The sequence below is a fragment of the Pseudomonas sp. TE9122 genome (assembly GCF_056278925.1).
Genome location: NZ_JBWBQI010000001.1, coordinates 2129542 through 2147159, shown reverse-complemented (window position 1 = coordinate 2147159; position 17618 = coordinate 2129542). Strand labels below are relative to the sequence as shown.

Genomic DNA, 17618 nt, shown 5'->3' with positions numbered 1-17618 from the left:
CCTCAGTCCCGACGCGAGGACGGCCCCGGTTGCGGTGACGCCGGGCGTGTCTGCGAATCCCCTGCAGCGACCCGCGCAAGGTTTACCAGTTCCTGGCGAGACAGCTCCTTGAGTTTGTCGGTGCGTGCCTGCGCCAGCTCGATTTCCAACTGGCTCATCGCTTCCACGTACAGTCTTCGCGAGTCCTCGTCGTTCCACTTGTCTGGATGCGCATCCTCGACTTCTTCCTGACGGTGTGTGGCGCTGCGTTCAAGCTCATCGAAGATGGCGGCGTGTCGGTCGCGCATGTAGCGAATCCAGTAATCGCGGGCAATCAAATCCTCGAGGAACAGGTCTGACGCTTCGTCGGCCAGCACAGAAGCGCGTGCCTCGCTCAGCAGTTGTCCCTCGATCGGTGTCCTGTACAACATGTGATCCGGTTGCGCAGGCAGCTCTAACCCGTCGGGCCAGCCGCGCGTCATGCCGATTCGGTACTGCAGACGGATTTCGGCCCGGTCCTGGAACCTGCCAGCTGCTTCCGCCAGCCTGTCGACCCTTTCCAGTCGGAACAGGCGCCGCGTCAGCTCGACCAACGCTATGCCGCGCTGATCAGGCAGATGGCGTGGGATGTCGCGCAATGCGGTGTATTCATAGACCCGTGTTTCCAGCTCACTGAACGACAGTATTCGGCCATCGGGGCAGGTGCCGTGAGTCGCGGAGTTGAAGAAGAGCAACTCGCGCAACTCCGTGTTTTCGCTTGCCGCTTCTATCACCCGCCATACCCGTTGCGTCAGATCAGCGCCCGACACGCTGAAATCGGCAGTGTCGTGCAACATCGACAGCAGGTGAAAGAACGCCTCATGGTTGGGTTCGCGCGCCAATTGCAGCCATAGCGCTTGCCGCGTTTCGCGCGTCTGGGTCCGGGTGTAATTGAGCCAGGTGTTCATTGCCTGCTCATCTACGTCTTGCTGCGGATTGGCGATGATTTCGTCTGCTTCCACGGCTTCATGCCTGTCCACGCGTCCGGCACCGCCGGCATTACTGTCATCGCTATCGCTACTGTCGGAATCAAAAGGCGTATCGGGCTCGCTTTCGGACGTCGCTTCATACTCGGTAATTGCGCGCTCGAGAGAGGCAAACGAATACCCCATGACGCCACGGTTCGCGTTAGCCGCACTGTAGTCCCTGAGCTGTTCCAGACTCTCGAGAGGCAGTCGGTTTCCGCGCAGGTCAGTGCCTGCCACCAGTCGCTCATGGTTGCCATCCAGCAGCGTGTCGGGAAATAGGGAAATACGGTTGCCAAGAAGATTTAGAGTTTGCAAATGCTCCAGTGCCTGTACCCCATCAGGCCAGTGGCTTATCGAATTGAGAGACAGATTCAGGCGCTCGATCCGGGTGAGTGCGCTGGCGTTGAATTGGCTCAGTTGGTTATGACTCAGATCCAGCGAACGCAGGCGATTGCCCATTTGCTGCAAAACGCCAGGCGCTTCAGCAAAATGGTTAATGCGTAGCTCCAGATGCTCCAGCCTCTGCAATGTACCGACAGCCTCCGGTAGCCCCTCCAGATTGTTGGAGTTAAGCACCAGCGTGGTCAGTTCAGGGAAAGCGCTGCAAAAATCATTCAGGCTCTGCAAGGAAAACCCTACCGAAGTCAGGTCGAGCGTTCGTACTTGCGTAAACGCGTTCGACAGAGGCGGCAACTCAACAATGTGCAAGCCGCTGAGGTCGAGCTTGCGACCCGCTTCTTCGGTATGACGGGTCAGTCCATCGACCCAGCAATCACGGATTCTCATCGCCGTGAAGACTCTGTCTTGCGTCGAAACCCTCGCGGCCGCCGGCTTGAAGATCCAACCGTTCAACTGACGCGTCAGCGCCTCGTCACTCTCTCGCCAGTCCTTGATCCGGGCATCAATCTGCGCTTCATCCAACCCTGCGCCGCTCAACCGCGCCATACAGTGCTGGGCCTGTTCCTGGGAAAGATCCGGATTCAATTCCCGCAACCGCCTGACCAGACCTGCGCTACCTTCAGCCGCAGATGACGCAGTACGCAGCGGTAACAGAAACTCGTGGATCCGGGAAAACGCGGTGCCTGGCACCGAGGTGTTCGCAGCGACCAGGTAGCCGGCCGGCTGACTTTCATAGCTTTTCAATGCACCTCGAGGCAAACCGTTGCTCGCCTCGATACGCCCGCGCGCCGTCGTCAGAGCTGCCTCTGCCTCAGCGCTGAACGGGTTCCCGGTCAGATGGCTCTTGAGCAATACGCTGTCGATGGCAAGAACGCGCTCGGGCAGCGAATCGAGGCTGTTGTCTCGCAGATCCAGCCACTTCAACCCGGACAGATTTTCCGCCCCCGCTGGCCACGTTTGAAGGCTATTGCCACTCAAATCCAGCACTTCGAGCTTCGGCATGGCCGTCACGTCCAGCGCCGTCAAACGGTTGCGCCGCAAGTTCAGAAACTCAAGCGCCTTGAGCTCGGCGAACTGGCTTTGAATTTCCCCCGTAGAGGTGATCTGGTTGCTGGACAGGTCCAGCCGCGTCAGCTGCGCAAAATCCGCCGGTTTCACCGGCAACTCGGTCAATCCGCAGCCAGTGATTTGCAGTGTCCGCACGCCGCTGAACGCTTGCAGAAAAGCCTGAATCTGTCCAGCCGGCACGTTCAACCGATCCAGACGTAAGGTCTGCACATGGGAAAATGTACCGGCCGGCAATGGCACAAGCTCGCTGATGGCCGCGCCATGGTTCAAACCGTCTGTGTCAGACAGCTCGAATACCAGAGAATCGTCCCCCAGGTCGAGCAGGCGATAGCGTTTGCGTACGCTCGCGCGCCAGTTTTCCTCAAGCTCACGCACCACCGCGCTGTTCGGCGGCGACTGCCAGCGCGGCTCGCGTGCAGCGCCACGCAGGCCATCGGACGTCGTCGGTTGATAAAACCGACGGAAGATCCCGGCGTGTTCCAGGCGCAGCAGTTCGATCGCTTTCAACCGGGTTTCCGGGGTATTCCAGACAGTCATGATGTGCTCAGGCAACGGATCGAGAAAGCGGCCTTCACCCGTGAGGAATTTCAGCTCACCGAGGCAGTACTGGCGGACCATCAAGTTCAGGTCCATCAGATGCCCCATGGACCCCGAATAATTTTTGACGTACTCGAATGCTGGTTTGAATGCCTCATGGGAGAAGTTCGACCAATTCAGTGACAGGCCCGCCCACAGTTTTTCATGGCCGGTATAAAGCGCTGGAGGAATGGAAGCGATTGACGTCCGAAACAGATCCAGCCTCTGCAGCTCGGGAAGCGCTTGTACCGATGCTGGCCATTGCGTCATGCCGGGTGCTTCGATCTTGAGTCGTTTCAGGTGTTTGAGCGCGGCCAGTTCCAGTGCCGGCGGGTTCTCGTCAATGAATCCTTGAAAATCGAGTTCAAGGGCTTCGAGCGAGGTCAACATTTTCACCCGCTGAGGAAAATCTGTGGCCATTGCCGGGGCCGAGGTCCTCAGCTTGAGCGTTTTCAATGCAGGCATCCTGGCTAAGCTTGCGGGCAGAGAGGACAGCGACTGCTGGTGCATACCCAAATCAAAATAACTCTCGCGCTCACCCAGCGAGAGTTTTTCCAGGCCGGGAAACAGGGCAAGAAAAGCGTCGGCATTGCCATCAGTAATGCCATCTCCGCGAAGGGACAATTTACGCACGTGGGAAAAGTCTGCTGTCAGCGCGGGCAAAGCATCGTAAGTCACCAGGCGCAGTTGATCCGCATTGGGCACTTCATCGACCAAAAGGGCATTGCGCCAACTGGTTTTAAGCGCTTGCGCGACCAGCAGATTCTGAACAGTACCGGAAGGTTCCCAGGGAGCCATCGCGTTGGTCCCCGCCCACTCGTCCAGTGTTGCCTCAAGTTGTTGCCACTCTTCGCGTCGCGACTGCAACCACCGAAAAATCTCCCGGTTGTTTCTGCCCGCACGCACCTGCTCAAGGATCAATCCACTGGCCTGCTGATCGGTGAGGCCCGGGTAGAGGTCGCGCAGGTCGGCAACCAGATTGCGCTCCAGCCAACCCGCTCTTCCGCTGGCGGGATAGCCGATCAACGCTTCGTTTACCCGTACAGGCGGTCTCATCCACTGCGCTGGCTGTTCCAGCAATGCGGCCGCCATGCCGTGGTGCTGGTCAGCGTGGGCGATGATTTTCTTTTGCAGTTCGGCCGACTGACTGACCTCGGGCACCCCCAGGGCGCGCCGCGCGTGATCCGGCAGAGCGTGCATGAGAGAGGCATAAAAGTTGTCACCGTGGCGTGGCAGGCTGTTGAGCGTTTCGCCTCGGTCGTTGAATGCCTGAAATTGCTGGCCGCTTTTGATCAGGTACTTTCTCTCGAAGGCCGTCTGGCTGCCAATGCTCTCAAGCAACGGACCGCTGTCGCTGCCCTCGCGTATTTCAAGGCGCAAGTTGTCCGGCCAGCCGGGCAACCGTTCAAGCGTGTGCAACGCCAGGCATCGACTGTCCGCCGAGGCAATATTCTCGCTGCGCAGCCCCGCATATGCCCGCACCTGCCGGCTGCGGCGCGCATACCAGCGAGCTTCCTCCAGCATGCGCAGCGGTATGGGACGAGTTGAGCCGAGCCGTTGCAGTTCATCCGGCCGCGCCTGCGCCAGCACTTGCTGTGCAGCTGACTCACTGAGTCCCGGACAGGCGTTCTGCAATTGCCTGACCTGATCGGCGACAGGCTCGGTGCCCTGATAAATACTGTCGTAAATGGCCGATTGGCGGGTTTGGGCATAGGCCGCAATTTGCTTGGCGAGTTCTGCAGGTCTCGCTTCTCGAACCCGCGCACCTTCACCTCCGAGCAAGTGGACGATTTCCGATTCATCCAGTCCGCCCAGAACAAGCTGCGGCAGGTCGCCGCTGAGGACGTCCGCCCGGGAAATCCGGATCGGTGCCTTGCCCCCGACACCCCGCACCCGATATCCGCCGCCATACTTGACGGATCTGCCGGTCAGTTGCGTCCCCTCAAAGACTTCCAGTACGCGATTGGCCGGCCAGCGCGGCATGTCAGTGACCAGTGGCAGGGCATACAGATACTTGTCATCGACCGGCGCCCCACCCTCCAGTTGCTCAATGACTTGCGCGGCTTGTGCATCGGTTTTCAACAAGCGCATGGCCTGAATCAGCTCCGGTGGCGGCACCCCATGGTCGAGGTGCATCTTGCGCAACATATCGTCGCTGACGCCGCTGATATCCATCGCTTTGAGCAGCTCCGTATCGGATAGCGGCTCGCAGATGTGGCCCATGCGCCGCAACAGCGTCAGACGATCCCATTCCAGAGGACGTTCCAGGGTATGGCGCCACGCTCCATGGCCATTACTTTGCAGAACAGGTTGATAGGCTGCAGGATCGGTCGGGTGCTTGATGCGCCACTGGTTGATCGAGTCGTCGAAGACCTGCTCATACACCTTGTTGTCCTGACGGATCCAGGTTTTGCCATCCACCGCATACTGCCCGGAAGGATTCGGGGTCAGGTGTGCGTCAAGGACAACAGCGGCCTCGTAGCCGCTGAGATCAGGTTTCCACAGGCGGGTTTCGCCATTGGGTAACGTGACCGGACTCAACTGTTCGATGACCGGTACAGCCCTGGCGGCCGAGAACTTCCTTACACCTGCTCCAACACCCGCCATCACGGCAACCTGAGCGAGATTTTCGGCCACGTCGACCAGGTGATCCCTGGCGGCCCTGCGATCACCTTCACTCCACTCGATAGCGCCTTCAAGGGTTTCATACAGCAGTTGTCCCGCCATCACGATCATCATTGTTTCGCCCAGCACAGGCACGAACATCGACACCAGATTCAAGCCCAGCATGCCGATCTGCATCAGATGGGCCAGTTTGGCATCTCGTGCGTTCGCATCGACATCGGCAGTGGGTACCGCGTGGCTTCGCGCGTCGGCCAACACCTTGGCGCGATTCTGCGCATAAAGGTATTGCCACAAGTCCTCGTTGGGCGCCCAAAGCCCCCTGCCCTTGCGTTCGACTGTCGAAGGCGCGATGTACGGATCAACCGCCGGCTCCCACTTGACTGTGCGTTCGGGTGGAACCTGTTCGATGGTGGTGAATGTAGAACCACCGGTAAAACCCTGTACGAAGGCCAGCCAAGGGGAACGCAGAACGTCCCAGGCATCGCCAGGTGAGTCGGCTGCCTTTTGCCTGAACTGGCTGAAATAGTACGGGCGCTGATCATAGGGCAGGAACTGACTTAAAAAACGCTGGTATGCGGTGGGCTCTGCGCTGGTCTGTTGCGACGCATCACGTGCAGTGAGCAAGCGCTTGAGCTCTTCGCGCATTTGCTCGAACGTGTAGCGCTTGAGCGGATGTTCCGGGTCGTTGGGGATGTAAAGGATCAGTTCATCGGTGTAACGGTATTTTTCGCAGATGACGAAAGCCACGCACCCGGTCAGCCTTTTTTTCATCAGGCCGAGGTCCTGGAACCAGACTTGCTTGCGCCCCATCCACGGGTGCATTTCGCCGTCGATGACCGAGAGGATCATCGCGTGATCTGCCGCCTCGATGTCATTGCGCAATAGCGCCTGTTCGGCTGCGGCGCGCATCGCTGCCTTCTGGCTGGCGATGAAGCGTTCGCTGAGCACCGCCTCTGCCACCGCGTCCCCCGGATGGAAAAATCCCTGCAGGTATGTCTGGTATTGCTGGCCGATATCCAGATTGCGGCAAAGGTGCAAAAACTGGCTGACCGTGAGGCCTGTGTCGACGTGCTTGAATGTGTCCGCAGCAGGCGTCGCCACAACAAAACCGGAGCTCGAATGATAGGTCCCCTCGCATTCGTCAGCTTCGAAGTTGTGCAGCGAGGCTTCCAGCAGCGTGATCTTGAGAACCTCGAACGAGGCCAATACGGTTCTCTGAATACCCATTTCGACCGGGCGCCGTAAACATAACAGGGTTTTGTCTACATCGATTTCCAGCGCGTATTGGTCCTTCAAGGCTTTGATCAATAACGGCCTGGCGAATGTTTCGACATCCACGAATTTCGCCATGCTCTTGTCGAGACTGTTCTGGGCGATAACGCTGGCCTTGAAAGTCTCGTCGAGGGTTTTGCGCTGGGCCGGCGTCGCATGCTGATACCAGGACGGTAACGCGGTCGGAACCGCCTTGAGCGCCTCGCGCCGATGCGGCAAAGCGCTGGTCAACCATTGCGGGATCGATGTCTCGAGAAACTCGCCGTGCAGGCTTTGTGTTGCGATGAGTTTTGCAGACCGGTTGGGGGCTGCCTGCTGAGCGGTGGACGCAGGCAGCGCCGACACTGGTTTGGGCGGGATAACGTTCATGGTCACTCCTTTTTCATGGAGCGGTCAGCAAACCATGTCGCGTTAGTGCTTCTGCGTTATCCGGGTATCGCTCAAACTTGTCCGGGCTGCTTCGATGCATTCCGGACCCAGCGGATTGGCTATGCTTCAGGAGGATGACTTTTCGCAGAGGGATTTATGGACGATCCAATCGACAACAAACCGCCGAGTTTCTGGCAGATGCTGCACAGCGTCATGGCGGCGGCGTTCGGGGTGCAGAGCGGCAAGAACCGGGAAAGGGATTTTACCCACGGCAAACCCAGTCACTTTGTGATTCTGGGAGTTTTGTTCACGGCGGTGTTCGGCCTGACGCTGTTTGCCATCGTCAAGCTGGTGCTGTATCTGGCCGGGGTGTGATGGCACTGAACAGGCATCTGCCACAGGTTATCCGGGCCTTGGGAGAACGGCCCGGAGCGCGGATGTTACTGGTGACTGACCCAGAAGACCGCTGTTCCTACTACGAGAATGATCAGAAACAAAATGGCCCACGCGTCGACACTGCTGTCGCTTTTTCTGGCTTTGGTCGGGTTGCTCATTGCATCGCCTCTTGTCGGTTTTATCGGTGATTGCACAAAGACTCGATCACAGTTAAGACGATGATTGTCCGCACGACAAATGTGGATTAGATGACCGGCATTCGCGTTAGGCGATTTGGTTCTTTACATATACTCAAACATCACTTTTGCGCATAACTGCAAACGGGTATATTGCCCCGGCTCCGTGACGGAGTGCGCGGCCGTGCGCGCAGAATTGCAGAGGCAACATCGGACTCCAGCAAGCGAAAACGCAGCGTTTTCCGAGAAGCCCAAGCCTGAGAACAGGACTTATATGTACGTATACGACGAGTACGATCAGCGGATCATCGAGGACCGCGTCAAGCAGTTCCGTGATCAGACCCGACGCTATCTGGCAGGTGAGCTGAGCGAAGAAGAATTCCGCCCCCTGCGCCTGCAAAATGGCCTGTATATCCAGCGTTTCGCGCCGATGTTGCGCGTGGCCGTGCCTTACGGCCAGCTGACTTCGCGTCAGGTGCGCATGATGGCGAAGATCGCCCGCGACTACGACAAGGGCTATGCCCACATCAGTACGCGGCAGAACGTGCAGTTCAACTGGCCGGCGGTTGAAGACATCCCGGACATCCTCGCTGAACTCGCGACCGTGCAGATGCACGCCATTCAGACCAGCGGCAACTGCCTGCGCAACGTCACCACCGACCAGTTTGCCGGCGTCGCCGCCGATGAAGTGATCGACCCGCGTCCATGGTGCGAAATCGTCCGTCAGTGGACCACGTTCCACCCGGAGTTCGCCTACCTGCCGCGCAAATTCAAGATCGCCGTCAACGGTTCGACCAGTGACCGCGCTGCCATTGAAGTCCACGATATCGGTCTGGAACCTGTCCATAACGCTGCTGGCGAGCTGGGCTTCCGCGTGCTGGTTGGCGGCGGCCTCGGTCGTACGCCGGTGGTTGGCGCATTCATCAATGAATTCCTGCCGTGGCAAGACCTGCTGAGCTATCTCGACGCCATCCTGCGGGTGTACAACCGCTACGGCCGTCGCGACAACAAATACAAGGCGCGGATCAAGATCCTCGTCAAGGCGCTCACCCCTGAGGTGTTCGCGCAGAAAGTCGACGCGGAAATGGAGCACCTGCGCGGTGGCCAGACCACGCTGACCGAGGCTGAACTGCATCGCGTCGCCAAGCACTTCGTCGATCCGGACTACAAGACCCTCGACAACCAGACCGCGCAACTGGCCGATCTGGACAAAGAGCATCCGGGTTTCGCCCGCTGGCGCAGCCGCAACACCCTGGCGCACAAAAAACCGGGCTATGTCGCTGTGACGCTGTCGTTGAAGCCGACCGGCGTTGCCCCGGGCGACATTACCGACAAGCAGCTCGACGCCGTCGCCGATCTGGCCGAGCGCTACAGCTTCGGTCAACTGCGCACCTCCCACGAGCAGAACATCATTCTCGCCGATGTCGAGCAGAGCCAGTTGTTCACCCTCTGGGGCGAGTTGCGTGAAAGCGGTTTCGCCACGCCGAACATCGGCCTGCTGACTGACATCATCTGCTGCCCCGGTGGTGACTTCTGCTCGCTGGCCAACGCCAAATCGATCCCGATTGCCGAATCGATCCAGCGCCGTTTCGATGACCTGGATTACCTGTTCGACATTGGCGAACTGGACCTGAACATCTCCGGCTGCATGAACGCCTGCGGTCACCACCACGTTGGCCACATCGGCATCCTCGGTGTGGACAAGAAAGGCGAAGAGTTCTACCAGGTTTCCCTCGGCGGCAGCGCCAGCCGTGATGCGAGCCTGGGCAAGATCCTCGGCCCGTCCTTCGCACAGGAAGCCATGCCTGACGTGATCTCGAAGCTGATCGACGTGTACGTTGAACAACGTACCGAAGACGAGCGCTTCATCGACACTTATCAGCGTATTGGCATCGACCTCTTCAAGGAACGCGTCTATGCAGCGAATCATTAAGAACAACGAAATCGTCGACGAAACCTGGCACCTGTTGCCGAAGGATTTCAACATCGATGAGATCAGCAACTGCGACGATCTGATCGTTCCTCTGCAGTTGTGGCGCGAGCACAGCCGCATGCTCAAGGCCCGCGACGGCGGTCTGGGCGTGTGGCTGGATGCTGACGAGGAAGCCGAAGAAATCGGTGAAGACGTCGGTGAGTTCCAGGTAATCGCGCTGAATTTCCCGGCGTTCACCGATGGCCGCAGTTACTCCAATGCCCGTCTGCTGCGTGACCGTTATGGTTTCAAAGGCGAGCTGCGCGCGATTGGCGACGTGCTGCGGGACCAGCTGTTCTACATGCACCGCTGTGGCTTCGACGCCTTTGCCATTCGCGCGGATAAAGACCCGTACGAAGCACTGGAAGGTCTCAAGGACTTCTCGGTGACCTACCAGGCCGCCAGTGACGAACCGCTGCCGCTGTTCCGTCGGCGCTAAGCCAGCGGGTTTATTGCGGACACAAAAACGCCGGTCATTGACCGGCGTTTTTTTATGCCTGGTGTTTACCAGAAACGTTGCTGAGTAAGACGACTCCACCAGCTCAACAGCACGCGGTCTACCGAACCGCTGGCGGCCATGCCGATGCGTTCCTGCAGGCTTTTACGCTCGGCGTAGTGCAGGTGATAAACCTCAGCCTGTTTGGCTTTCTGCGCCAGGTATTCATCGCTGGTCTTGAGCTCATCCACCAGTTGGTTTTCCAGCGCAGCGATACCGAGCCACACCTCACCGGTAGCCACTTCATCGATCGCCAGTTGCGGGCGGTACCGCGCCACGAAGTTTTTGAACAAGCGATGAGTGATGTCGAGGTCTTCCTGGAACTTCTCGCGGCCCTTTTCGGTGTTTTCGCCAAACACGGTCAGTGTGCGTTTGTATTCACCTGCGGTCAGCACTTCAAAGTCGATGTCGTGCTTTTTCAGCAGGCGATTGACGTTAGGCAATTGCGCGACCACGCCGATCGAACCGAGGATGGCGAACGGTGCACTGATGATCTTGTCGCCGATGCAGGCCATCATGTAACCGCCGCTGGCCGCGACCTTGTCGATACACACAGTCAGTGGCACGCCCGCATCACGGATTCGCGCAAGTTGAGAAGACGCCAGACCGTAGCTGTGCACCATGCCGCCGCCACTTTCCAGACGCAGGACTACTTCGTCCTTCGGCGTGGCCAGGGTCAGCAGTGCGGTGATCTCGTGGCGCAGGCTCTCGGTGGCGGAAGCCTTGATATCGCCGTCGAAGTCGAGCACGAACACCCGGGATTTGGTCTCAGGCTTGTTCTTCTGTTTTTTCGCGCTTTTTTCCGTTTTTGCCTCGCCCTTGCGCAATGCCTTGAGCTGATCCTTGTCGAGCAAGGTCTGCTCAAGGCGTTCACGCAGCCCCTTGTAGAAATCGTTGAGCTTGCTGACCTGCAACTGCCCTGCCGATTTGCGCCGGCCCTTGCTGCGCAACGCGGCGAAACTGGCGAGCACCACCAGAATGGCGATCACCAGTGTGACGGTCTTGGCCAGGAAGCTGGCGTATTCGGTGAAAAAATCCACAGAGACTCCTCAAAGCAATGCGTGACGGTGTATTACACGCGGAATGGCTCCAGCATACCCATGCGTCGGCTCGTCGGCCAGCCGTGAAACCTCTGGCAACACGCCTGTAACGGGCATTTCAAACAAGCGTATGTTTTTTCATTGACAGCCTTACGCCATCCTCATAACCTCGCCTGACCTTCAACGTACCGGGACGACGCGGACGTGGGCAGCATCTACTTGATACGACATGGCCAGGCCTCCTTTGGTGCAGACGATTACGATGTCCTGTCGCCGACCGGTGTGCGTCAGGCAGAAATTCTCGGCCAGCACCTCGCCGACCTTGATATCAGCTTCGATCGTTGCCTTGCCGGTGACCTGCGTCGCCAACAGCACACGGCCACCAGTGCACTGGAGCAATTCAGCGCCAGAGGCCTGCCGGTTCCAGTCCTCGAAACCGATTCCGCCTTCAACGAATTTGACGCCGACGCGGTGATCCGCGCCCTGCTCCCGGCCATGCTGCCGGAAGAGCCGGAAGCCCTCGACATCCTGCGCAACGCCGCGCAGAACCGCGGTGAATTCCAGCGCATCTTCGCCCTGATCGTCGAGCGCTGGCTTGCCGGCACCTACGACACACCCGGACTGGAAAGCTGGCTGGGTTTCGTCGAACGGGTTCAGGCCGGGCTGCACCGCATCCTCGATCTGGCAGAAAAGAACCAGAAAATCGCCGTGTTTACCTCCGGCGGCACCATCACTGCCCTGCTCCACCTGATTACGCAAATGCCTGCCAGACAGGCCTTTGAATTGAACTGGCAAATCGTCAACACCTCGCTCAACCAACTGAAGTTTCGTGGTCGCGAGGTGGCTCTGGCTTCCTTCAACAGTCACGCACACCTGCAACTGCTGAAGGCCCCGGAACTCATCACTTTTCGCTGAGTCCGGCTTACTGTGACCCTGGCTGTAACCACCCAGCTCCCATGACCAAGAAAGGATCGAACCATGACCTCCGTAGCTGATGCCGTAAAAGCAATGCAAGCCAAGTTCAACCCAGCCGCCGCTGCCGGTCTGGATCTGGTCTTCGGTTTCAAAATCACCGACGAAGACAAGCAATACGCACTGATCGTCAAAGACGGCACCTGCAACATTCAGGAAGGCGAAAACCCGGACGCCAACTGCACGCTGGTGCTGGATAGCGAAACCCTGAAAGGTATCGTCAGCGGCGAGACCGACGGCATGCAGGCCTTCATGAGCGGCAAGCTGCGCGTTGAAGGCGACATGATGCTGTCGATGAAACTGTCCGAGCTGTTCCCTGCGTAAGAAGCAGCCTGGTTCAAACAAATCCCGCCCTTTTGGCGGGATTTGTCGTTCATGCAAGGGGATCAGCGCAGGCCTCGGCTTCGCTCTCCGTTCGCGTAGGTACGATCAACCCTCCTGCAACAACCGCGTATCCAGCCCAAACCGCTCTTGCGAAACCATCCTGAACTGACCTTCCGCCAGATCGCAACTCACCAGCAAATTCCACGAGTGTCGGGTGGCCACCGAAGGCACCAGAGCAAATGGATGTTCAGCCAGCAGTGCGTCGGCAAACTTTCGCTGGTTGGGCGAGGTTTTGATCGGCGTGAGCCAATGCGGATTGGGCACATCTTCCGGTTGCACGATTCTGACGCTGGCGTCGTGGGTGATTTCAAAACAGGTCAATACATAGGGCTCCTGATCAAGTGCATCGAAGCTGCCATGGGCGGCCACCTCCAGTATCGCCGTGGAAGGGTCGACCGACGCATAAACGACTCTGCGGCCAGGGGTATTCCAGCGACCGCCGTCCCGTTTCGACCCCAGGCCGCTGTCCCAGGTCTCGCTGTACACCTCGCGATCCAGCCGCCACGCGTACCAGCGATCATCCCAGGGCAAGGGATTCATTGATAAACCCCGTATTTGATCTGGTTCAGATACTCCTCCACCATCCTGAAGCCCAACGCATTTCCAACCAGATCGAGCGGCACATAACCGTAGAAGTAAGTGGCGCGTTGCTCCAGCCATGATTCGGCCTTGGCCTGTCGCCCGAACACCTCGATGGCCAGCTCCAGCGCTGCCGCATATTGGTAGGCGATGATGCTCTGCGGCGTGTCCAGGCGCACCGACGCGCCTTCCTTGAGCAGACGTCGCACGGTTCTCACAGATTTGCCGGTGATACGTTTGACCATCTCTCCCTGTTGGTACAGTTCGGAGGTTGCGATCATGTTGACCACATCGAGCAGCGCAAATCCTTCGGCTGTGCAGCGCAGAATGAGCATCGGATCGTCGCCGGTGTCCTGCCCTCGCAACAGCAATTCCAGAGGTTTGCCCTCAAGCTTCTTCAAGCCCGTGAGCCGGGGCACTTTGGCGCTCGGCATGGCAACGTCCTCCGAGGGGCATCTCGCGCGGTCGTCGCGCCAGTAATGGCGAGGCGAGTAAGCAGGCGTATGGCTTTCAATCAGTGGGATTCGCATAGTCCATCCTTTGTCCAGGTCCAGAGCGATCTGTGCGCTCGATGACTTCAATGTCAGGACTGATCCTATAGATCCGGCGTCCGACGACCAACCTGAAAAAGTCGTCAGAAATATCCCCTCATCTGATCAAAACGCTCCTGTTTCCGTAGGACTCAAACGGAATTTTCAGCGGTTTAATCCGTTGTGGCTTTCAAGTTGGGGAGAGGGACTTTTGACTTACAATGCGCCCCACCTTCAGATATCGGCCCCGCCCCATGGACATCGACCTCGCCCGCACTTTCCTCGAAATCGTCCGCCACGGCAGTCTTGCCGCCGCCGCGCAGAAGCTGTTCGTCACACAAACGGCGATCACCGCACGGGTGCAGAAACTCGAGGGCCAGCTGGGCAGTACGCTGTTCGTGCGCAATCGCGCCGGGGCGAAGTTGACGGCCAATGGCGAAGCGTTCGTGGTCTACGCCAATCAACTGGTGCAGACCTGGGAAGCCGCGCGCCGCGACTTGCCGCTGCCGGAGGGTTATCACAACGTTCTGCACATTGGCGGTGAGGTCAGCCTGTGCAACCCGTTAATGCTCAGTTGGGCGGCGGAACTGCGCGAGAAAATTCCCGGCCACGCACTGCGCATGGAAATTCGCGACGGCGAAAATCTTTTGCGTCAGCTCGAACTCGGTGTGCTCGATGCGGCGCTGGTTTATCAACCGGAATACTGGCCGGGATTGCAGGTCGAGCAAGTGCTGGAGGAAAAACTGATTCTGGTGCGCGCGCCCGAGCGTCCTGAGCCTTACGTCTACATCGATTGGGGACCGGACTTTCGCCGCCAGCACGACGCCGCCCTGCCGGAAAAAGCCAAAGCCGCGCTGAGCTTCAACCTTGGCCCACTGGCCCTGCAATACATCCTCGAACATGGTGGCAGCGGTTATTTCCGTACCCGGGTCGTGCGCACTTATCTGGAGACCGGCGCGCTGGAAGCCGTCACCAAAGCCCCGGAATTCGGTTATCCGACCTATCTGGTGTATTCCCGCGATCGCGATTCGGCAGTGCTGCAACAGGCTTTCGATTTGTTGCGCGAGGTGATCCGCACCGATGACGACTGGTCGCAGCGCTGGAACCCGTTGAGCTGACGGGCAGCTTCAGTCCAGAGCATGGCGCTTAAGGCCGCAAGGTTCGCCCTGCACAAGTCAGCGGATCGGCTAATCTGCCGGGTATAACAACAATACCCGCAGGTGAAAGCGTTGAGGCAGACCACCGAGGCATTCCGCAGCCGCTACCGTGCGGCCATTCATCCTTTATACAATCCGTGGTTGCATGGCGCGTTCGTGTTGCTGTTCGGCATTTTCGCCGTCGCTGCGTTCTGGCGCACGGTGCATTCAGTGAGCTGGCTGGAATGGCTGACCGTGCCGCTGAGCCTGTTGTTGTTCAACTTCGGCGTGTACATGGTCCATCGTCATCTGGGCCATCACAAAAAAGCTTTCGCAAAGATGTTCTACGCACGACATGCCGGCGACCATCACAGCTTTTTCACCCCCGGCCATATGACCTACGACAGCGCGCGGGACTGGCGAGTGATTCTGTTTCCAGCCTGGCTGATCGTCATTCATACGCTATTGATCACCCTGCCCCTCTGGTGGCTGCTCGCGCAGGTCAACGCCAATGTCGCCGGGCTGTTTGCCGGGTGCATGGTGCTCGGTTATCTGCTCTATGAGGTATTCCATGCCTGTGAACATCTGCCACCGCAGAATCCGTTGACTCGTTTGCCGTGGATTCGCCAGATGCGCCGTCTGCACGAACTGCATCACCGCCGCGAGCGTATGCAGGAGCGCAATTTCAACATCGTTCTGCCCTTGATGGACTACCTGTTCGGCACGCTGTACCGCGAGCCGGAACCCGCCCCTTTGAGTTATTCGAAAATGCCCATGACGCGCATGCAGCACCAGATCGATATCGCCGGCGAACCGGTCGCCGTGCTGGCTTATGCCGCCAGCGTCAGTCACTGGCCGGACTGGCATCCCTCCTCATTGAAGATTGACGGTGCGCAAGGTCCACTGCATGCCGGTGCACGTTTCGAAGAGGACATCCATGCCGGCGGACGTGCCGGTCACTTGCGTTGGGAGGTTACTGAATATCTGCCGGGCCGGCGCTGGTGCGCACGCGCGCAAAGTGATCAGGGCTTGTCCCTGCGGTTGACTTACGAGTGCTCAGCGGAGGCTGGCGGCACGCGTTTCGTGCGCACGCTGGAATATCGCTTTGACGGTTTGCTCATGCGTCTTGCCAATCGCCTGCTGCTCAAGCGGCGCATCGAGCGCGAATCTGCCGCATCCATGCTCGCCCTGCGCGACATGGCTGCGCAGTTTATCGGCGCGGCGAGGGCCAGCGCGTGAAATTACGTTATGTGCTGTGCCTGCTGATCGTTCTCGTCATCGCCTTCTTGTTGTTGCTGCCGACCAAGGTCGAACCGGTCGCCTGGACGCCGCCACCGGCGCCCTCGCTGAAAGACGGGATCTACGCGGACAACCAGCGCCTCAAAGCTGTGGCGAAGGTCGGGCCGAGCGACATCGAAGGGCCTGAGGCGTTGCTACTGGAAGACGAATTCCTCATCACCGGATTGCATGACGGCAGGCTCATCCGTAGCAGCCTCGACGGTACGCAGCGCAAGGTCCTGGCCGACACCGGTGGCCGTCCACTGGGCCTGGCCCGTCATCCGAATGGCATGCTGGTAGTTGCCGATGCGGTCAAAGGCTTGCTGTCGCTGGATGCGCAGGGCCGCGTGATTCCGTTGACCACCGAGGCCAACGGCGTGCCATTTGGATTTACCGATGATGTAGCGGTCGACAAGTCAGGCCACTACGCCTACTTCAGCGATGCCTCGAGCCGCTGGGGCTATGGTCATGACGGCGAGGCGATCATTGAACACGGCGCCGACGGACGTCTGCTGCGCTACGACTTTCAAACCGGCAAGACCAGCGTCTTGCTCGACAAGTTGCAGTTTGCCAATGGCGTCACTCTTGGCCCCGACGAAGCCTATGTGCTGGTCAATGAAACCGGCGCTTATCGCATCAGCCGCTACTGGCTGAGCGGGCCGAAGGCCGGTACCCATGATGTGTTCATCGACAACTTGCCGGGGCTTCCGGACAACCTCTCGTTCAATGGCACCAATCGCTTTTGGGTAGCGCTGTATGCGCCCCGCAATGCCTTGCTCGATGGCACCGCTGAACACCCGTTCGTGCGTAAGATGATCGTGCGGGCTTTGACGGTTTTACCCAAGCCTGTCGAAAAGCGTGGGTTTGTGCTGGGACTGGATCTGGACGGCAAGGTGATTGCCAATCTGCAGGACGCGAGCGAAGGCAATTATTCGCCGATTACCACGGTGCGCGAGTATGGGCAGTGGTTGTATTTCGGCTCGTTGAAGGCGAGGCATATGGGGCGAATGGGGTTGGATGCGGCGCTTAAGTAAAACAGAAAAATTTTCACCGTATGGACCGACGATATCGCTGGCAAGCCAGCTCCCACAGTGTCCGTGTGAACTCCAAATATGTGTTCACCAGATGAACCTGTGGGAGCTGGCTTGCCAGCGATAGCGGTCTGTCAGTTGCCGGACCGGTCGAACTTCTCCGGATCTTCATCCTCCGGCAGTTCCTTCACGGTTTTTTCCGGATGCGCTGTGGTATGCGCCGGGCTGTTCGGTTCAGGACGGGTAGGAATCGGGTCGAAACCACCCTGCTCTTCACTGGGGAATTTGGGGTCGTTCATAAGGCACCTCGCAACGAGTCGATGGTTTGCAGAC

Annotated in this window: 13 protein-coding genes; 8 read left to right on the top strand and 5 right to left on the bottom strand. The window is 58.7% G+C overall.

Translation table 11 applies throughout. The features are described from left to right. Positions 1–2 precede the first annotated feature (2 nt). Positions 3–7295: an NEL-type E3 ubiquitin ligase domain-containing protein gene (locus tag ACZ9BE_RS09765; RefSeq protein WP_476249316.1), complete on the bottom strand. Its 7293-nt coding sequence runs from the start codon at positions 7293–7295 to the stop codon at positions 3–5. 156 nt (positions 7296–7451) lie between these two features. On the opposite strand from ACZ9BE_RS09765, the gene ACZ9BE_RS09760 reads away from it, so the two are divergent. The 3 genes from ACZ9BE_RS09760 (at position 7452) to ACZ9BE_RS09750 (ending at position 10278) form a co-directional block, all read left to right on the top strand. Further along, positions 7452–7670, top strand: coding sequence for a DUF2970 domain-containing protein (locus ACZ9BE_RS09760; protein ID WP_041478699.1), 219 nt, complete (start codon positions 7452–7454; stop codon positions 7668–7670). Between the two features lie 471 nt (positions 7671–8141). After that, positions 8142–9800 carry a nitrite/sulfite reductase gene (locus ACZ9BE_RS09755; RefSeq protein WP_236168998.1) on the top strand — a complete coding sequence of 553 codons (1659 nt, stop codon included), beginning with the start codon at positions 8142–8144 and terminating at the stop codon, positions 9798–9800. Beyond that, positions 9784–10278 (top strand): DUF934 domain-containing protein, encoded by a 495-nt coding sequence (locus ACZ9BE_RS09750; protein WP_476249315.1) that lies wholly within the window; start codon positions 9784–9786, stop codon positions 10276–10278. The genes ACZ9BE_RS09755 and ACZ9BE_RS09750 overlap by 17 nt, the downstream gene beginning before the upstream one ends. A gap of 65 nt (positions 10279–10343) precedes the next feature. Here the strand turns inward: ACZ9BE_RS09750 and sohB are convergent, their stop codons facing one another. After that, the gene (gene sohB, locus ACZ9BE_RS09745) at positions 10344–11375 is read right to left on the bottom strand and encodes a protease SohB (RefSeq protein ID WP_016774479.1); all 1032 of its coding nucleotides are present in this window, start codon (positions 11373–11375) and stop codon (positions 10344–10346) included. A 204-nt stretch (positions 11376–11579) separates the two neighbouring features. Here sohB and ACZ9BE_RS09740 point away from each other — a divergent pair, with 204 nt between their 5' ends. Then, the gene (locus ACZ9BE_RS09740) at positions 11580–12290 is read left to right on the top strand and encodes a histidine phosphatase family protein (RefSeq protein WP_252869341.1); all 711 of its coding nucleotides are present in this window, start codon (positions 11580–11582) and stop codon (positions 12288–12290) included. Positions 12291–12353: 63 nt separating this feature from the next. After that, positions 12354–12671, top strand: a complete 318-nt coding sequence (locus tag ACZ9BE_RS09735) for an SCP2 sterol-binding domain-containing protein (protein ID WP_252877992.1) — start codon at positions 12354–12356, stop codon at positions 12669–12671. 105 nt (positions 12672–12776) lie between these two features. Here ACZ9BE_RS09735 and ACZ9BE_RS09730 read toward each other — a convergent pair whose 3' ends face one another. After that, positions 12777–13271 (bottom strand): RES family NAD+ phosphorylase, encoded by a 495-nt coding sequence (locus tag ACZ9BE_RS09730; protein WP_476249314.1) that lies wholly within the window; start codon positions 13269–13271, stop codon positions 12777–12779. Further along, on the bottom strand, positions 13268–13744 hold the full coding sequence (locus ACZ9BE_RS09725; RefSeq protein ID WP_252869548.1) for an MbcA/ParS/Xre antitoxin family protein: 477 nt from the start codon (positions 13742–13744) through the stop codon (positions 13268–13270). The genes ACZ9BE_RS09730 and ACZ9BE_RS09725 overlap by 4 nt, the downstream gene beginning before the upstream one ends. Before the next feature lie 350 nt (positions 13745–14094). On the opposite strand from ACZ9BE_RS09725, the gene ACZ9BE_RS09720 reads away from it, so the two are divergent. The 3 genes from ACZ9BE_RS09720 (at position 14095) to ACZ9BE_RS09710 (ending at position 17288) form a co-directional block, all read left to right on the top strand. Then, positions 14095–14958: a LysR family transcriptional regulator gene (locus ACZ9BE_RS09720; RefSeq protein ID WP_056785192.1), complete on the top strand. Its 864-nt coding sequence runs from the start codon at positions 14095–14097 to the stop codon at positions 14956–14958. Between the two features lie 111 nt (positions 14959–15069). After that, positions 15070–16215 carry a sterol desaturase/SRPBCC family protein gene (locus ACZ9BE_RS09715; RefSeq protein ID WP_315435839.1) on the top strand — a complete coding sequence of 382 codons (1146 nt, stop codon included), beginning with the start codon at positions 15070–15072 and terminating at the stop codon, positions 16213–16215. Further along, positions 16212–17288, top strand: a complete 1077-nt coding sequence (locus ACZ9BE_RS09710) for an SMP-30/gluconolactonase/LRE family protein (RefSeq protein ID WP_056785187.1) — start codon at positions 16212–16214, stop codon at positions 17286–17288. The genes ACZ9BE_RS09715 and ACZ9BE_RS09710 overlap by 4 nt, the downstream gene beginning before the upstream one ends. 131 nt (positions 17289–17419) lie before the next feature. Here ACZ9BE_RS09710 and ACZ9BE_RS09705 read toward each other — a convergent pair whose 3' ends face one another. Beyond that, entirely contained in the window at positions 17420–17584 is a 165-nt protein-coding gene (locus ACZ9BE_RS09705) for a hypothetical protein (protein WP_016774471.1), read from the bottom strand. Positions 17585–17618 lie beyond the last annotated feature (34 nt).